A 15,480-nucleotide genomic window follows, 5' to 3' on the forward strand; every position below is an offset into this window, starting at 1 on the left:
CTTGGGCGAGGAGACGGCAGCATGAGCAGAGTTGCTATGGTCACGGGTGGGACCCGCGGCATCGGACGGGCGATCGTCGAGCGGCTGAAGAACGACGGCTTCAAGGTCGCGGCCGGCTACGCCGGCAACGAGGAGGCCGCCAAGGGCTGTAGCGACGAGTTGGGCGTGATGATCGTCAAGGGCAATGTCGGCGACTTCGCCGACTGCAAGCGGGCGGTGGCCGAGGTCGAGGCCGAACTCGGACCCATCGACGTGCTGGTCAACAACGCCGGCATCACCCGCGACGCCATGTTGCACAAGATGACCTTCGAGCAGTGGAACGAGGTGATCTTCGTCAACCTGGCCTCGATCTTCAACATGAGCCGCCAGGTGATCGAGGGCATGCGCGAGCGCGGCTACGGCCGCATCATCAATGTCTCTTCGATCAACGGCCAGAAGGGCCAGATGGGCCAGACCAACTATTCCGCCGCCAAGGCCGGAGTGATCGGTTTCTCCAAGGCCCTGGCCCAGGAGACGGCCTCCAAGGGCATCACGGTCAACACCGTGGCGCCCGGCTATATCGACACCGAAATGATGTCGACCATTCCCCAGCAAGTGCTGGACAGAATCGTCGGCGGCATTCCGGTCGGGCGGCTGGGCAAGGCCGAGGAGATCGCGGCCTGCGTCGCCTTCCTGGCCCGCGAGGACGCCTCCTTCATCACCGGGGCCACCCTCACGGTCAACGGCGGCCAGTATATGGCCGGTTGAGCGTCTAAAAAGCGCCCTAGTCCGAGTGCATTCGCAAGGAATGCATAGTCTAGTCCTGCCACCGCCGAAGCAGGCGTCCGCGCGGCGCGGTCGCGGCTGTCGCGCGGACAGGGCTCGGACGGCGTGCAGCGTCGCCGAACGTCGTTCTTCGGGCGCGCGGCTCGTGGCCTATGCTTGGCTGATGCTTGGCCTGCTCTTCTGCGCCGATCCAGCGGCGGCCGGCGGGGTCAATCTGCACAGCATGCTCTTCGGCGGCCACGGCCAACCGCAGCAGCACCCGGACGCGCCGCCGGTGGGCCGCTACCAGCCGGAACGCGGCGAGGGCTTCGTGCTCGACCAGTCCGGCACCCCCACCCTGCTGCGTTTCGAGGGCAGTCCGGAGGTCTGGGTGCTGCGCGCCCAGCCAGGTCCGCGGGGCGACACCATCTATCGCAACGACATGGGCCAGCCGGTGCTGAGGGCGACCAAGCTCGGCGGCATGACCCTGTTCACCCTGGACAATCCGGACGGCTCGGCGGTGGCCTATGACGGCGAGGCCGGCTCCCTGCGCCTGCCTTCGATCATGTCGGCCAGCGTGCTGTTCCAGCACATGTACCAAGCCAGCGTTCGCTCCAGCCACGCGGCCCAGCGGGTGATCCCGTTCATCTCCGTCGACGACGCCACGCCCGAGACCGCCAGCCTGATCGCCGATTCGGCCACCGTCACCGCCGAGGCCATCACTCGCGTCTCGCGCCTGGCCAACGGCCACGTCACCCTGACCCGCGTGGTCAAGGTGCTGCTGGCCAAGGGCCGCAAGCCCGACGCCCAGATCAATTCCGGCGGGGCCTTGACGGTGTTCTACACCCCGGAGGCGGGGGTCGAAGGCCGCCCCTCGTCGGAGCGGATCTTCCACATCATCGTCAAATAGGGCTCACCCGGCGATGTAGTCGTCGATCACCCGGGCCAGCACGGTCAGCGGCACCGTGCCGGCGGTGACCACCACGTCGTTGAAGTCGCGCAGGTCGAAGCGAGCGCCCATGGCCTTCTTGGCCTTCTCGCGCAGGCGCACGATCTCGGTGTGGCCGACCTTGTAGCCGCAGGCCTGGCCGGGGCCGGAACAGTAGCGGTCGACCTCGCTGGTGATGGCGGCCTTTGAGCGACCGGTGGCGCCCACCATCCACTCCACCGCCTGTTCGCGGGTCCAGCGCTCGGCGTGCAGCCCGGTGTCGACCACCAGGCGGCAGGCGCGGAACTTCTGCCCCTGCAGATAGCCCAGCCGGCCCAGCGGATCGTCGTCGTACAGACCGACCTCGTCGGCCAGTTGCTCGGCATAGAGCGCCCAGCCCTCCACATAGGCGTTGAAGCCCAGCATGGTGTTGATCAGCGGCAGGGTGTGCCGCTCGGTGACGAAGGCCCCCTGCCAGACGTGGCCGGGAATCGTCTCGTGATAGGTCAGGGATGGCAGCGAGAAGCGCGGCCAGTTGGCCGTGTCATGCAGGTTTATGTAGTAGGTCGAGGGCCGCGAGCCGTCGAGCGCGCCGGGGTTCATGTAGCCCAGGCCCTGGCCCAGCTCGATATCCACCGGCACCCGCTTGACCACCACGTCGGCCCTCAGGTGCATCCTGGACAGCTTCGGCATCAGCGGCCGTACGGCGGCGATGCGGCCGCTGAGATAGTCCAGAAGCTGGGCGCGCCCATCGTCGGTATTCGGGTAGAGGTTCTTGGGGTCCTTGCCGAGCGCGGCCATCCGCTGGCCCACCGTGCCCTGGTTCAGGCCCTGGGCGCGGAGCAGGGCGTCCATCCGGGCCTCGATCGCCTTGTTCTGCTCGATCCCCATCAGGTGAACCTCGTGGGGGGTGAGGGGCGTCGAGGTGCCCACCTTGAGGCACCAGGCGTAGTAGGCTTCGCCATCGGGCAGCCGCCAGACGCCGGCGTCATGGCCGGCCTTGGCCGCATTGGCGTCCAGGGCTGCGATCTGCCGGTCCAGCGCCGGGAACACCTTGTCCTCGACAAGCTTGGCGCAGCGTGTGGCGTAATCGGCCGAGAGCCCCTTGGCCGCCGCGCGCTTGGCCAGCGAGGCGACCAGGCCCGTCTCGGCCGCGGGCGTGGCGCGATAACCCTTCATCTGGGTCAGGGTCGTGGCCAGGATGAAGTCCGGCGGGATCACGCCCAGGCCCGCGTCCTTCTTCACCCGCTCGGTCTGCTGGTCCAGCTGCGCGGCCATGGCCTCGACCCGGGTCAGATAGGCGTCGGCGTCGGCTGCCTCGTCGATCTTGTGCTGCGAATTGAGGAATTCCGGCACGCCGCTGAAGGCGCCGGTCTGCTGGCTGACCACATAGGGCGTTGCCGCCTCGCCCATGGCGGTGATCAGGGTGTTGTCGCCGTACTGGAACTTGGCCGCCGCCGCGCCCAGCTCGTTGGCGTAGACCACGGCGTCATAGTTGGTGGCGTCCGCGCCCTTCAGGGACGCCCGGTCGATCGCCTTCAGCTCCTTCAGGCGCGCCGCGCTGCGGGCGTTGGCCGCTTCCACTGCCGCCCAGCTGGCATCGTCCAATTTGCTCTTCAGCGCCGCATGCGGGCCCTTGTCGAGGCCGAGGGCTGTGGCGCCTTGCGGGCTCTCCTGCAGCAGTTCTTCCGCGTAGCCGTCGAACAGGACGCTCAGGGGGCTGGCGGCCCAACCCTGGCCGGGCTCCAAGCCCACGCCCAGCGCCAGGCCCGCGGCCCCGGTGGAAAGCAGGAAATCGCGGCGATTCAACATGGAAAGACCCTGGCTACGCTCGAAACAGGGCCAAGGGGTAGGCCGGGATGGAAATTTCGGCAAGCGGGGGAATAAAATCGCGCCCCGCCCGTCTGGAGAAGGGAGAACCCTTCCCAGACCCGCGAGGCGCCATGTCCGACCCGTCCCTCAATCCCGAAGCCGAAGGGCAGGGCCTTGCCCGCCGCGGCCTCCTGAAGTGCATGGCCTGGGCCGGGACCGGCATGGTCTGGTCCTTCAGCGGGGGGGTCGCCGCCTCCAGCCTTCTGGGCGCTGGCCCGGCCGTTGCGGCGCCGGCCGCCGGCCTTTCCTTCGTGCAGATCAGCGACAGCCACATAGGCTTCAGGAAGCCGGCCAATCCCGACCCCATGGCCACCCTGCGCGAGACTATCTCCAAGATCAAAGCCCTGCCGGTGCGGCCCGATTTCGTGCTGCACACCGGCGACATCACCCACCTGGCGACGCCGGACCAATTCGACACCGCCTATCAGGCCATTTCCGAAATCGGCCTGCCGATCCATTTCGTCCCCGGCGAGCACGACATTGTCGGCGGGACCGATCCCGGTCCCTATCGCGATAAATTCGCGCCCCAGTCCAAGGGGAACGGCTGGTACAGTTTCGACGCCGGCGGCGCGCACTTCATCGCACTGGTCAATGTGGTCACCCTGGGCGACCGCGGCATGGGGACCCTCGGCGCCGATCAGCTCGCCTGGCTGAAGGACGACGTGTCGGGGCTCTCGGCTTCGACCCCGATCGTGGTCTTCTCGCATTTCCCGATGTGGGCGCTTTTTCCCGACTGGGGCTGGGGCACGGCCGACTCCGCTGAGGCGCTCAACACCCTGTCCCGGTTCGGCTCGGTCACGGTGCTGAACGGCCACATCCACCAGGTGCAGCAGAAGGTCGAGGGCAAGGTCACCTTCCACACCGCCCGCTCGACCGCCTATCCCCAGCCCGCCCCCGGCGAAGGCGCGGGACCCGGCCCTCTGGTGGTGCCCCCTGAACAGCTTCACGGCGTCATCGGCCTGACCGAGGTGCGGGTGCAGCCGGGTTCGGGCCCCCTGGCCATCGTCGATCAGTCGCTCGCCTAGAAGGTCCGTTCCATGTTTGCTTTCCGCCTTCTCCCGCCCCTGGCGACGGGCTTCGCCGTGCTCGCCCTGGCCGGCGCAGCCGAGGCCAGCGACGCGTTCGCCGCCCTGCACGGCGATCCGGTTCACGGCAAGACGCTCTACCAGGCCTGTTCCGGCTGCCATTCGCTGGACGAGAACGACGTCGGCCCCAAGCACCGCGGCGTGGTGGGCCGGCACGCGGCGATCGTGCCCGGCTACAACTATTCGCCGGCGCTGAAAGCCTCGGGCCTCACCTGGACCAAGGCCAATCTCGATCGCTGGCTGACCAATCCGCAAGGGCTGGTCCCCGGCGCCCGCATGTTCTTTTCGGTGAAGGACCCTCAGTCCCGCGCCGACATCATCGCCTATCTCAGCGAGCAGCGTTAGCATGGGCCTCCCTTAGCCGACGCCGCCCGCCCAAGGACAAAGTTGAACCCGAGGCCGCCCACAAAGGACGAGACCGCGCGCTTTTCGGCCCTCGCCCTGCCGCACACCGACGCAGCCTACAACCTCGCCCTGCGCCTGACGCGGCAGGCCGAGGCGGCGGAGGACGTGACGCACGACGCCTTCGTCAGCGCGCTGGCGGGGTTTGCGGCCTATCGCGGCGGCGACGCGCGGGCCTGGATCCTGACCATCGTGCGGCGCAAGGCCTATGACTGGCTGCGGGCTAGGGCGCGGGTCGTGCCGCTGCACGGCGGCGCCGAGGGCGAGGAGGAGCTGGAGTTCGACATGGCCGACCCCGACCAGGAGAGCCCCGAACAGGCGCTGATCCGCAAGGGCGAGGCGGCCGGGGTGCATGCGGCGCTGGATTGCCTGCCGCCCCGCCTGCGCGAGGTCTTGGTGCTGCGCGAGATGGAGGAGCTGAGCTATCGCGAGATCGCCGAGGTCACCGACGCCCCGATCGGCTCGGTGATGTCGCGCCTGGCGCGGGCCCGCGGCCAGCTGGCCGAGGCCTGGCGGCGGCTGCAGGGGCAGAAGGAGGGCGCGGCATGAGCGACTGCGGCCACGATCCCCTGATGATCCAGGCCCTGGCGGACGGCGAGCTTGACGCGGTCCACGCCGCCGAGATCGAACGCCGCATCGGAGCCTGCCCCGACTGCGCCGCCCTGCACGCCGAGATCCTGGCCCTGCGCGACGCCCTGGCCACGGACGGCATGCGGGTCGCCGCGCCGGACCGGCTGAAGCGGCGCATCGCCGAGAGCCTCGCGGCGGCTGCGCCGGCCGAGGCTATGCCGCGGATGACTCGCCGCCCTCGCCATTGGGCCTGGCTGGGCGCCGGCGCTGGTGTGGCGGCTGCCGCCTCGATTGGCCTGTTCGCCGTGGTGGGCGCCTTCCAAGAGGACGTGGCCCTGACCGCCGACCTGGTCGGCGGCCATGTGCGCTCGCTGCAGGCCTCGCACCTAGTGGACGTGGAAACCTCGGACCACCATGTGGTCAAGCCGTGGTTCGACGGCCGGCTGACCTTCTCTCCGCCGGTGATCGACCTGAAGGACCAGGGCTTCCCACTGGTCGGCGGGCGGCTGGACTATGTGGCCGGCCGGCCCGCGGCGGCGGTCGTCTATCGGCGCGGTCGCCACCTGATCAACCTGTTCGTCTGGCCGGACGCTTCGGCCGGGGGCCTGGAGCGTTCAACCGAAGCCGACGGCTATGCCGTACGCCGCTGGCGCGCCCACGGCATGGCCTTCGCTGCGGTTTCCGACGTCAATCCGGCCGACTTGGCGCTGTTCGAGACGGATCTGAAGGCCAGCGGCGGCTGAGGGCGGCAGGCCCCTGTTTGCGTGGTTCGAGACGCTCGCTTTCGCGAGCCCTCACCATGACGAAGATGGGGGATTGCTAAGCCTGGTCATGGTGAGGAGCGACCCGCCAGGGTCGCGTCTCGAACCACGCAGCGGCGGCTGAAATCCTAACGCCGCCGCAGCCACAGCAGCATCAGCACCGGCGGCAGGGCCAGCTCTATGATCATCAGGCTGAGGAAGACCGGGTGCGGCGGCCCGACCCGCCACCAGGCGATCGCCCGGCCCACCCCACCGGCGAAGAACACGGCGGCCAACAGAGGCACGCGGTGGCGCTCGCGGCGCAGGTCGCGGGCGGTCATGACGGCGAATCCGCCATAGACCACCCAGAAGGGCGCGTAGAAGCGCAGCTCGCTGTCGGCGGTCGGGGTGAAGGGCTCGGTGAGCAGGGGCGGCGCGCGGCTGATTAAACCGAACAGGGTTTCGGCCGAATGGGCCGTTGGGGTCGGGCCCAGGAGGACGATCGACAGCCCGATCGCCACCGCTGCGACCCCCAACGCCATCAGAAGGCCGCTCAGAATCCGCACGCCGGCCATGGCCGATCTTCCCTATCCGAAGGCCCTGCGCACCTTCAGGCTCAGGATCGGTCCGAACTGCATGCGGCGATAGTCGAATTCGTAGGGCGTGGGGGTCAGCGCCCGGTCGGTCGCATAGAGGGCGAAGGTGCGGACAAAGCCGCCAGAGAACAGGTTGCCGGCCTCGGCGCGCATGCTGAGACGGTCGGTGGGCTTGTATTCGATGAAAGCGGTCAGGCGCGGGGCATAGTGCAGCAGGTCGACCTCGTCGAACCGGTAGTAGGTTTCCTTCCAGCCATAGAGGAAATCCAGGCCCCAACTGGCGCGCCAGGACGGTATGTCCTGGGTGAAATGCGCCTCGGCTTCCAAGGGATGAACCTGGGTCTGGGCGCGGACCAGGTGGGTGGTGGGGTCGGTGACCTCCGCGTCGCGCCAGGTGGCGGTGGCCTTGAACTGCCCATGTTTGATGGCCAGGCGGTCGAGCGGCACGGTCACATCGACGATCAGGTCGTTCTCGCGTCCCCTCGGCAGGTTGCCGCCTTCGTCGAACTGCTCGCCGCTATTCGGATCGAGGCCGACGATCCGGTCGACCGCGGCCTTGATATCCAGATGGCGCAGGGTGACGGTGGCGTCTCCGCCGCCCCAGAAGCGCCGCTCGAGGGCGATTTCCGACACCCAGGACTGCTGCGGCAAGGCCTGGGGATTGCCGGCATGCACCCCGCCGGCGTTCAGCGAGCCGGAGGCGGAGAAGGCGGCGAAGTCCAACTGGCCGACCTCGCGTTCGCCGCGGATGCGGATCTGGTCCTTGGGATCCGGCGACCAGGTGAACACGGCCCTGGGCTTGGCGTAGAACAGGGTCTTGCTGGCGGTCACCCCGCCGGTGGCTGCGACGGTGGACTCTTCGAGCCTTATCCCGGTCTCCAGCGTGTAGTGCGCGTTCGGGCTCCAGGTGGCCGACAGCGCCTCGTCGCCGCGCTTTTCCGAGACGTGTTCGTTGGCCGCCGGCAGTTGCACCGGCGACAGGTTGACCACGTAGGATGTCTCGGATCCCAGGGTGTTGTAGGCAGCCTCCAGGGCGCCTTCGATGGTCAGGGTCGGCGTCGGCCGATAGCGCAGGGTGCTGCGGGCGATGCTTTCGGCGGTGACATTGGAGATCGAATACACCTCGTCGTCGTGGCCCGGCTGCCCGTCGAAGGCGTTGTAGAAGGCGTGCTCGTGCGAGCGTGAAAGCTGCTGGATGGCCAGGGCCTCCCAGGTCAGCTTGGGGCCGAAATTACGCTCGTAATGCAGCCCCAGTTCGCTCTTCAGCGTGTCGTTGGCGTCCTTATAGGTGTCGTCCGCCGACGGGCCGGGGAAGTAGGCGGCGTCGACCTCGTGGTCGAGATAGGTCTCCAGGCTGACCTGGCCGTTGATCTTGAACTTGCCGCCCGCCAGCGGGCCCTGATAGGCCACGGTCAGGCTGGACTGCTGGTCTCGCCCCTTGGCCGAAAGATGGTAGGCGTCCAGCAGGTTTCCGGCGCCATCCCTCAGGCTGTGCGGCCCCGAGCCCAGGCCGTCGTCGACGAAGCGGCCCGAGAACAGGCCGATCTCCAGGCTGTGGTCGTCGAGCCGCTTGCTCCACTCGATCCGGATCGCCGGCAACGCGCCGCTGCCCTCGACCAGAACCTTGTCCTGCAAGGTCACGGCGCCGACCGCCGCGCCGGAGCCGGTCTTGCGCACGATGTTGGCCACCAGGGTGCGGCCCTGCATGTCGATGCCCGGTGCGCCGCCGCGGATGATGTCGATATGGTCCACCTGGGTGGCGGGGATGCGCTTCAGCGCCTGTTCCAGGTCGTCCTGTTTGCTGGTCGGCCGCTCGCCGTCGATCAGCACATTGCCCGCCCCGTCGGCGAAGCCGCGCACCTGCGCCCCGCCATCGAAGGTGAAGCCCGGCAGGCGCAGGATCATGTCATAGGCGGTGGCCGGCCGCGCGGCGGCGAAGAAGTCAGCATTGTAGCTGGTCACGCCCCGGCTAGGGGTCTTGGCCTCGGCGTCGGTGATGATCGGGGCGGCCGCCGTCGTCGCCAGCGCCGGCGCCGGGGCGACCACCACCGCCAATATGCTCGCCGCCGCGCCGCTGCGCCAATCCATGCCCGTCGTCTCCCCGCTTCGGCCTCTTTGTCTGCGCGGTCGGGGCCCCAGGGCCAGTTAAATTTCGGACATGCAACAAGGCCATTTTGCGGCGAACTTGGCTGGGTGCTAGAGCGAGGCCATGGCCTGGACCCGCCGCTACGACGACGCCGAACCGCAACGGATCAACAAGTGGCTGGCCCAGAGCGGGGTCTGCTCCCGCCGCGAGGCCGAGGCCCTGATCGCCCGGGGGCTCGTGAGCATCGACGGCGAGACGGTCAGCGACCCCGGGCGCAAGATCACGGCCGGCCAGACCCTGGTGCTGGCCGATGAGGCCACGGGCGAGTTGGGCTCGACCCTGACCGCGGTGCTGCACAAGCCGGTGGGGGTGGTCTCGGCCCAGCCGGAGCCCGGCCAGGTTCCCGCCGTCCGCCTCCTGACCCGCGCGACCCTGGTGGGCGAGAGCCCGAGCATCCCGGGCCGCGACACCAGCCTCGCGCCGCTCGGCCGGCTGGACATGGACTCCCGCGGGCTTCTGATCCTCTCCGAGGACGGGGTGCTGGCCAAGGCGGTGATCGGCCCGACCTCGACCCTGGACAAGGAATACCGGGTGCGGGTGGCGGGCGAGATTACCGAGCGCAAGCTGGAGCGCCTGCGCCACGGCCTGTCGCTGGACGGCCGTCAGCTCCGCCCGGCCAAGGTGACGCGGACTGGAGACCAGGCCCTGACCTTCGTGCTCAAGGAAGGCCGCAACCGCCAGATCCGGCGCATGTGCGACCTCGTCGAGCTGAAGGTCGTCGACCTGTTCCGCGTCCGCATCGGCCCCCTGCGCCTGGGCGACCTGAAGGAAGGCCGCTGGCGGGCCCTGACGCCCGAAGAGCGCGCCGCCATGCTGGCCTGGCGGTAAGGATCAGTCGCTCGACAGCGCCTCGACCAGCCGGGCCATGAAGGCGGCGCCGCGCTCCATCTGGGCGATCTCGACATATTCGTCCGGCTGGTGCGCCTGGTCGATCGAACCGGGGCCGCAGATCACGCTGGAAAAGCCGGCCTGCTGGAACTGGCCGGCCTCGGCGGCGTAGGGCACGGCGCGCGGCGGGCCGTTGTCGCCGGCCAGGCGCCGGGCGAAGGCCTCTGCGGCGCCGCCTTCTTCCATCGCCAGGGCGGGGGTCATGGCTCGGGTCTCGATCCTGGCGCCCGCGTCCGGGAAGCGGGCCTTGAGTTCGGCGTCCATGGCCTCGACCTCGGCCCGGAAATCGGCCAGCAGGGCCAGGGGGTCCATGCCGGACGGGGTGCGCAGGTCGAAATAGAAGACACACTCGCGGGCCAGGATATTGACCGCCGTGCCGCCGTTGATCAGGCCGATGGTCAGGGACGCGCCCTTGGGCGTGAACGGCGAGGCCGGGTCGGCGTCCCTCGCCAGGCGCTCGGCCAGGGCCGACAGCGACCCCATCAGCCGGATCGCCGCCATGTTGGCCGAGGCGCCAAGGTGGGTCTGGCTGGAATGGGCCTCGTGGCCGTTCACGGTGACGCGGAAGCTGGCGATGCCCTTGTGCGCGCTGACCGCCTCCATGTCGGTGGGTTCGCCGACGATCACCAGGCCTGGCCGCGGCAGGCTCCTGACGATCTCCGCGATCAGGTGCGGCGCGCCCAGGCAGCCCACCTCCTCGTCATAGGAGAAGGCCAGATGCGCCGGCCGCTTCAGGGCGGCGGCCTTGAACTGTGGCGCAGCCGCCAGGGCCAGGGCCAGAAACCCCTTCATGTCGCAGGTTCCGCGGCCGTAGAGCCGCTGGCCCTTGCGCGTCAGGGTCCAGGGATCGCTGGTCCAGGGCTGGCCGTCCACCGGCACCACGTCGGTATGGCCTGACAGCACCACACCGCCTTCCACAGCCGGGCCGATGCTGGCCAGAAGGTTGGCCTTGGTCCCGTCGGGACTGACCACGCGGCGGGACTCGATCCCGAGCTTGGCCAGCTCGGCCTCGACATAGGCGATCAGTTCCAGGTTCGAATTGCGCGAGGTGGTGTCGAACGCAACCAGGCGGGCCAGTTCTTTGGTCGCTCGGGCGGCGAGGTCTTCGGTGCTCAGCATGGGGCGACCCTAGCCTTGTGCGCGCCCCAGCCCAAGGGGCGGGATCTCAGCTAGGCCAGGTCTCTTCGCTCATGGCCAAGGCTTCACCGGCGAAATGCAGCCCGCCGCACAGGATGACGTGCGGGGCCGGCCCGTCGACGCGCAGGGCGCGGTCCAGGGCGGCAGGGATGTCGGCGGCCACGTGCGGCTCCAACCCGACCTGGGCGGCGGCCTCGGCCAGCTCTTCGCGGCTGGCGGCGTTGGGCGAGTCGAAGGTCGTCACGAACACGGCCGGCTTCAGCGAGGCGAAGGGCTCGAAGAAGCCGCGGGCGTCCTTGCGGGCGAACATGCCTACGATCAGAGTCACCGGGCGGCCGTCCTTGGCGGAGAGCCGGCGGACGGCGTCGGCCAGGGCGCGGCCGGCGTGCGGGTTGTGGCCGCCGTCGATCCAGAGGTCGGCGCCGCGCGCCTGGGCCCTCTCGCCGAGCGGCCCCTTGATCAGGCGCTGGAAGCGAGCCGGCCAGACGGCAGAGGCGACACCCTTGGCTATGGCTTCGTCGGTGATGCGCGGATCGCCGAGCTTGACGATCGCCGCCACCGCCAGGCCGGCGTTGTCGAACTGGTGCTGGCCGAACAGGCTGGGCGGGGGCAGGTCGAGCAGGCGATCCTCCAGCTGCACCCGAAGGCGGCCCTGGTCTTCGAAAGCGTCGAAGTCGCGGCCCATCAGGGTGATCGGCGCGCCGACCAGCTCGGATTCGGCCTCGATCACGCCGAGAGCCTCCTCCATCTGCCGGGCGCAGACGCAGGGGCGGCCGGCGCGCAGGATGCCGGCCTTCTCCCAGGCGATCTTGCCGAGCTCTGGGCCCAGCAGCTCCAGGTGGTCGTAGTCGACCGGGGTGATCACGGTCACCGCCGGGCTGTCGAACACATTGGTGGCGTCGAAGCGCCCGCCCAGACCTACCTCGATGATGCAGAGGTCGGCGGGCGTATCGGCGAAGGCCTTCAGCGCAATGGCCGTGGTCATTTCGAAGAAGCTGATCGGCTCGCCGGCGTTGGCGGTTTCGGCCTGTTCGATCAGATTTTCCAGCTGGGCTTCGGTCAGCAGGGTCCCGGCGACGCGGATGCGCTCGACAAAGCGGACCAGGTGCGGCGAGGTCAGGACGTGGACCTTCAACCCGGCCGCCTCGGCCATGGCGCGCAGGAAGGCGGTGGTCGAGCCCTTGCCGTTGGTGCCGGCCACGTGGATCACCGGCGGCAGCTTGTCCTGCGGCCGCCCGAGAGCGTCCAGCAGGCGCAGGATGCGGCCGGTGGTCAGGTCGATCAGCGAGGGGTGCAGGGCGCGAAGGCGCTCGACCAGCACGTCCTGGGCGCGCAAGGGGTCATACATGGCTTAGATGATGGCCTTAAGCGGCGGGGCGGCGAGCGCGCCCCATCAGAAGCGTGGTCATGATCGAGCCCAACGTGGCCGGCAGCTCGCGTCGCCCCACAACCCGGTCGACCATGCCCTTTTCCACCAGGTATTCCGAGCGCTGGAAGCCGGGCGGCAGGGTCTCGCGGATGGTCTGCTCGATCACGCGGGGGCCGGTGAAGCCGATCAGGGCGCCGGGCTCGGCCAGGTGGATGTCGCCCAGCATGGCATAGCTGGCCGTCACCCCACCGGTGGTGGGATCGGTCAGGACCACGATATAGGGCAGGCGGGCCTTCTTCAGCTCCTGGATGGCCAGGGTGGTGCGGGCCATCTGCATCAGGGCGATAGCGCCCTCCTGCATTCGCGCCCCGCCCGAGGCGGTGAAGGCCACCAGGGGAACTTCGCGCTTCAGCGCCTCTTCAGCCGCGGCGATGAAGCCTTCGCCGGCCGCCATGCCCAGGGACCCGCCCATGAAGGCGAAGTCCTGCACCATGACCACGGACTTGACGCCCTTGATCTCGCCGGCCGCGACGGCCACCGCGTCGGTCTCGCCGGTGGACTTGCGGGCCGCCGCCAGGGCGTCCTTGTAGGGCTTGCCCTCGACGAACTTCAGCGGGTCGTCATTGGTCTTGCGGATCGCGACCACATCGTGGGCGCCGCCGTCGAAAGTATAGGCGAAGCGCAGCTTCGGCCCGATGCGCATGTGCCGGCCGGCCGGAGTGACCCAGAGGGCCGCCTCCAGGTCGGGCCGATAGATCATCTCGCCGGTGTCGGGGCACTTGACCCACAGGTTCTCGGGCGTGTCGCGCTTGGCGACCAGGTTGCGCACGCCAGGCGCGATCTTGGCCAGCCAGCCGCCCCGTTCCCGGGCCGGGCGTTGGTTGGAAGTCGATGCGCCCGGAGGGACGCCCTGTCCCCCGCGGGGGCCTTTGGCTTCGGACATGCTCATGCCGGGACGGAACCTTGGTCGATTCTCGCGCGACGCACAGCCTGGGCCAGGGCGCGCGCGGTATCCAGAACTCGCGTAGTCACATTTTCGTTTGGCGCGGCTTCGGCGATCTGTTCGACCAGGGCCGAGCCCACCACCACCGCGTCGGCCACACGGGCGACCGCGGCGGCGCGCTCAGGCGTCTTGACGCCGAAACCGACCGCGACCGGCAGGCCCGAGGCCTTGCGCACCCGCGCCACGGCTGGCGCCACGGCGTCCGCGTCGGCTTCCTTGACCCCGGTCACCCCGGCGACCGAAACATAGTAGACGAAGCCCGACGTGCGCCGGACCACCACCTGCAGCCGCGCATCGTCCGAGGTCGGGGTCGCCAGGCGGATCAGGGCGACCGCTTCCTGGTCCAGGGCGTCCAGCAATGGATCGGCCTCTTCCGGCGGGCAATCGACCACGATCAGCCCGTCGACCCCGGCCGCCGCCGCATCGGCCGCGAAGGCCTCGAGACCGTAGGACAGAAGCGGGTTCAGATAGCCCATCAGGATGATCGGGGTGTCCTGGTCGCCCTTACGGAACGCATGGGCGAGGGCCAGGGTCCCGCTCAGGGTCATGCCGGCGGCGAGGCCCCGCTGGGCGGCGCGCTGGATCGGCGGCCCCTCGGCCATGGGATCGGAAAAGGGATAGCCCAGCTCGATCAGGTCGGCCCCGGCGGCGGGCAGGCCCTTCAGGATGGCCAGAGCCGTTTCCCGGTCGGGATCGCCCGCCATGACGTAGGCGACGAAGCCGGCGCGGCCTTCGGCCTTCAGCGCGGCGAAGCGCCGTTCGATACGTTGAACCGTCAAATCTTACGTCCCAGGTGATCGGCGACCGTGGCCACGTCCTTGTCGCCGCGGCCAGACAGCAGCAGCACCACGATCCCGTCCTTGCCGACCTCGCGCACCACGTCGGGCAGACGGGCCATGGCGTGGGCGGGTTCGAGCGCGGGGATGATGCCTTCCAGCTCGGCGCAGCGCTGGAACCACTCCAGGGCTTCGTCGTCGGTGGCCGAAAGGTACTGGGCCCGGCCGATGTCGTGCAGGAAGGCGTGCTCCGGCCCGATGCCGGGATAGTCCAGGCCCGCCGAGATCGAGTGGGCGTCGGTGATCTGCCCGTCCTCGTTCTGCAGCAGATAGGTCTTGTTGCCGTGCAGCACGCCCGGGCGGCCGCCGGTCAGGGAGGCGGCATGCAGGCCGGTGGAGATGCCGTGGCCGGCGGCCTCGACCCCGACCAGGCGCACGCCCTCGTCGGCCAGGAACGGGTGGAAGATGCCGATCGCGTTCGAGCCGCCGCCGATGCAGGCCACCACCGCGTCGGGAAGGCGTCCCTCTGCTTCCAGAATCTGGGCTCGCGTCTCGTGGCCGATCACCGCCTGGAAGTCGCGCACCATGGCCGGATAGGGGTGCGGGCCGGCCGCTGTGCCGATGATGTAGTAGGTGTCGTGCACGTTGGTGACCCAATCGCGCATGGCCTCGTTCATGGCGTCCTTCAGCGTGCCGGTGCCGCTGGTGACGGGGCGGACCTCGGCGCCCAAAAGGTTCATGCGGAACACGTTGGGCTTTTGCCGCTCGACGTCGGTCGAGCCCATATAGACCACGCAGGGCAGGCCGAAGCGGGCGCAGACCGTCGCCGTGGCCACGCCATGCTGACCGGCGCCGGTCTCGGCGATGATGCGGGTCTTGCCCATGCGCATGGCCAGCAGGATCTGGCCCATGCAATTGTTGATCTTGTGCGCGCCGGTGTGGTTCAGCTCTTCGCGCTTGAAATAGATCTTGGCGCCGCCGAGGTGGGCGGTCAGCCGCTCGGCGAAATAGAGCGGGCTGGGCCGGCCGACATAGTGGGTCAGGAAACCCTTCAGTTCGGCCTGGAACTCGGGATCGGCCTTGGCCGCGGCATAGGCCCGGTCCAGGTCCAGCACCAGCGGCATCAGGGTTTCGGCCACATAGCGGCCGCCATAGTCGCCGAAGCGGCCCACGGCGTCCGGATAGGCGCTGTAGTCGTTTGGTTTGGCGGTGACGTTCACTGAA

At 69.1% G+C, this 15,480-nt stretch carries 15 protein-coding genes; 7 read left to right on the plus strand and 8 right to left on the minus strand.

Features of this window, described 5'->3' with window-relative positions:
- The first annotated feature begins 21 nt into the window (after positions 1-21).
- Together phbB and KCG34_RS18635 are read left to right on the plus strand one after the other, a co-directional pair.
- Entirely contained in the window at positions 22-747 is a 726-nt protein-coding gene (gene phbB, locus KCG34_RS18630; RefSeq protein ID WP_211937114.1) for an acetoacetyl-CoA reductase, read from the plus strand.
- Between the two features lie 163 nt (positions 748-910).
- The gene (locus KCG34_RS18635) at positions 911-1,654 is read left to right on the plus strand and encodes a DUF4908 domain-containing protein (protein ID WP_211937115.1); all 744 of its coding nucleotides are present in this window, start codon (positions 911-913) and stop codon (positions 1,652-1,654) included.
- Between the two features lie 3 nt (positions 1,655-1,657).
- Here the strand turns inward: KCG34_RS18635 and KCG34_RS18640 are convergent, their stop codons facing one another.
- Positions 1,658-3,484 (minus strand): DUF885 domain-containing protein, encoded by a 1,827-nt coding sequence (locus KCG34_RS18640; protein ID WP_211937116.1) that lies wholly within the window; start codon positions 3,482-3,484, stop codon positions 1,658-1,660.
- A gap of 131 nt (positions 3,485-3,615) precedes the next feature.
- Here KCG34_RS18640 and KCG34_RS18645 point away from each other — a divergent pair, with 131 nt between their 5' ends.
- Genes KCG34_RS18645 through KCG34_RS18660 form a run of 4 tightly spaced genes read left to right on the plus strand, consistent with a single transcriptional unit; the run spans position 3,616 to position 6,344 of the window.
- Positions 3,616-4,569 carry a metallophosphoesterase family protein gene (locus tag KCG34_RS18645; protein ID WP_211937117.1) on the plus strand — a complete coding sequence of 318 codons (954 nt, stop codon included), beginning with the start codon at positions 3,616-3,618 and terminating at the stop codon, positions 4,567-4,569.
- 12 nt (positions 4,570-4,581) lie between these two features.
- The gene (locus KCG34_RS18650; protein ID WP_211937118.1) at positions 4,582-4,974 is read left to right on the plus strand and encodes a c-type cytochrome; all 393 of its coding nucleotides are present in this window, start codon (positions 4,582-4,584) and stop codon (positions 4,972-4,974) included.
- 42 nt (positions 4,975-5,016) lie between these two features.
- Positions 5,017-5,580 (plus strand): sigma-70 family RNA polymerase sigma factor, encoded by a 564-nt coding sequence (locus tag KCG34_RS18655; RefSeq protein ID WP_211937119.1) that lies wholly within the window; start codon positions 5,017-5,019, stop codon positions 5,578-5,580.
- Positions 5,577-6,344, plus strand: coding sequence for an anti-sigma factor family protein (locus KCG34_RS18660; protein WP_211937120.1), 768 nt, complete (start codon positions 5,577-5,579; stop codon positions 6,342-6,344). Before KCG34_RS18655 ends, KCG34_RS18660 begins: the two co-directional genes overlap by 4 nt.
- A gap of 146 nt (positions 6,345-6,490) precedes the next feature.
- Here KCG34_RS18660 and KCG34_RS18665 read toward each other — a convergent pair whose 3' ends face one another.
- Together KCG34_RS18665 and KCG34_RS18670 are read right to left on the minus strand one after the other, a co-directional pair.
- The gene (locus KCG34_RS18665) at positions 6,491-6,916 is read right to left on the minus strand and encodes a DUF4345 domain-containing protein (protein ID WP_211937121.1); all 426 of its coding nucleotides are present in this window, start codon (positions 6,914-6,916) and stop codon (positions 6,491-6,493) included.
- Positions 6,917-6,928: 12 nt separating this feature from the next.
- Positions 6,929-9,025 carry a TonB-dependent receptor plug domain-containing protein gene (locus tag KCG34_RS18670; protein WP_211937122.1) on the minus strand — a complete coding sequence of 699 codons (2,097 nt, stop codon included), beginning with the start codon at positions 9,023-9,025 and terminating at the stop codon, positions 6,929-6,931.
- A 121-nt stretch (positions 9,026-9,146) separates the two neighbouring features.
- Here KCG34_RS18670 and KCG34_RS18675 point away from each other — a divergent pair, with 121 nt between their 5' ends.
- Entirely contained in the window at positions 9,147-9,911 is a 765-nt protein-coding gene (locus KCG34_RS18675) for a pseudouridine synthase (protein WP_211937123.1), read from the plus strand.
- A 3-nt stretch (positions 9,912-9,914) separates the two neighbouring features.
- Here the strand turns inward: KCG34_RS18675 and argE are convergent, their stop codons facing one another.
- The 5 genes from argE to trpB are packed head-to-tail and all read right to left on the minus strand — an operon-like array spanning position 9,915 to position 15,476.
- Positions 9,915-11,090 (minus strand): acetylornithine deacetylase, encoded by a 1,176-nt coding sequence (gene argE, locus KCG34_RS18680; RefSeq protein ID WP_211937124.1) that lies wholly within the window; start codon positions 11,088-11,090, stop codon positions 9,915-9,917.
- A gap of 46 nt (positions 11,091-11,136) precedes the next feature.
- The gene (locus KCG34_RS18685) at positions 11,137-12,456 is read right to left on the minus strand and encodes a bifunctional folylpolyglutamate synthase/dihydrofolate synthase (RefSeq protein ID WP_211937125.1); all 1,320 of its coding nucleotides are present in this window, start codon (positions 12,454-12,456) and stop codon (positions 11,137-11,139) included.
- A 16-nt stretch (positions 12,457-12,472) separates the two neighbouring features.
- Positions 12,473-13,426, minus strand: a complete 954-nt coding sequence (locus tag KCG34_RS18690; protein WP_211937126.1) for an acetyl-CoA carboxylase carboxyltransferase subunit beta — start codon at positions 13,424-13,426, stop codon at positions 12,473-12,475.
- Entirely contained in the window at positions 13,423-14,259 is an 837-nt protein-coding gene (gene trpA, locus KCG34_RS18695) for a tryptophan synthase subunit alpha (RefSeq protein WP_211937127.1), read from the minus strand. Before trpA ends, KCG34_RS18690 begins: the two co-directional genes overlap by 4 nt.
- Complete coding sequence (gene trpB / locus KCG34_RS18700) at positions 14,256-15,476, minus strand: tryptophan synthase subunit beta (protein WP_211937128.1); 1,221 nt, start codon at positions 15,474-15,476, stop codon at positions 14,256-14,258. The genes trpA and trpB overlap by 4 nt, the downstream gene beginning before the upstream one ends.
- Between the last annotated feature and the right edge of the window lie 4 nt (positions 15,477-15,480).

Source organism: Phenylobacterium montanum, from assembly GCF_018135625.1.
GTDB lineage: Bacteria > Pseudomonadota > Alphaproteobacteria > Caulobacterales > Caulobacteraceae > Poindextera > Poindextera montana.

Bases quoted from the DNA above. Each gene is read 5' to 3' on its own strand.
- KCG34_RS18685 (WP_211937125.1), bottom strand. From the start codon at position 12,456: ATGTATGACCCCTTGCGCGCCCAGGACGTGCTGGTCGAGCGCCTTCGC.
- KCG34_RS18660 (WP_211937120.1), top strand. From the start codon at position 5,577: ATGAGCGACTGCGGCCACGATCCCCTGATGATCCAGGCCCTGGCGGAC.
- KCG34_RS18645 (WP_211937117.1), top strand. From the start codon at position 3,616: ATGTCCGACCCGTCCCTCAATCCCGAAGCCGAAGGGCAGGGCCTTGCC.
- phbB (WP_211937114.1), top strand. From the start codon at position 22: ATGAGCAGAGTTGCTATGGTCACGGGTGGGACCCGCGGCATCGGACGG.
- KCG34_RS18650 (WP_211937118.1), top strand. From the start codon at position 4,582: ATGTTTGCTTTCCGCCTTCTCCCGCCCCTGGCGACGGGCTTCGCCGTG.
- KCG34_RS18640 (WP_211937116.1), bottom strand. From the start codon at position 3,484: ATGTTGAATCGCCGCGATTTCCTGCTTTCCACCGGGGCCGCGGGCCTG.
- KCG34_RS18665 (WP_211937121.1), bottom strand. From the start codon at position 6,916: ATGGCCGGCGTGCGGATTCTGAGCGGCCTTCTGATGGCGTTGGGGGTC.
- KCG34_RS18675 (WP_211937123.1), top strand. From the start codon at position 9,147: ATGGCCTGGACCCGCCGCTACGACGACGCCGAACCGCAACGGATCAAC.
- KCG34_RS18670 (WP_211937122.1), bottom strand. From the start codon at position 9,025: ATGGATTGGCGCAGCGGCGCGGCGGCGAGCATATTGGCGGTGGTGGTC.
- KCG34_RS18690 (WP_211937126.1), bottom strand. From the start codon at position 13,426: ATGAGCATGTCCGAAGCCAAAGGCCCCCGCGGGGGACAGGGCGTCCCT.
- argE (WP_211937124.1), bottom strand. From the start codon at position 11,090: ATGCTGAGCACCGAAGACCTCGCCGCCCGAGCGACCAAAGAACTGGCC.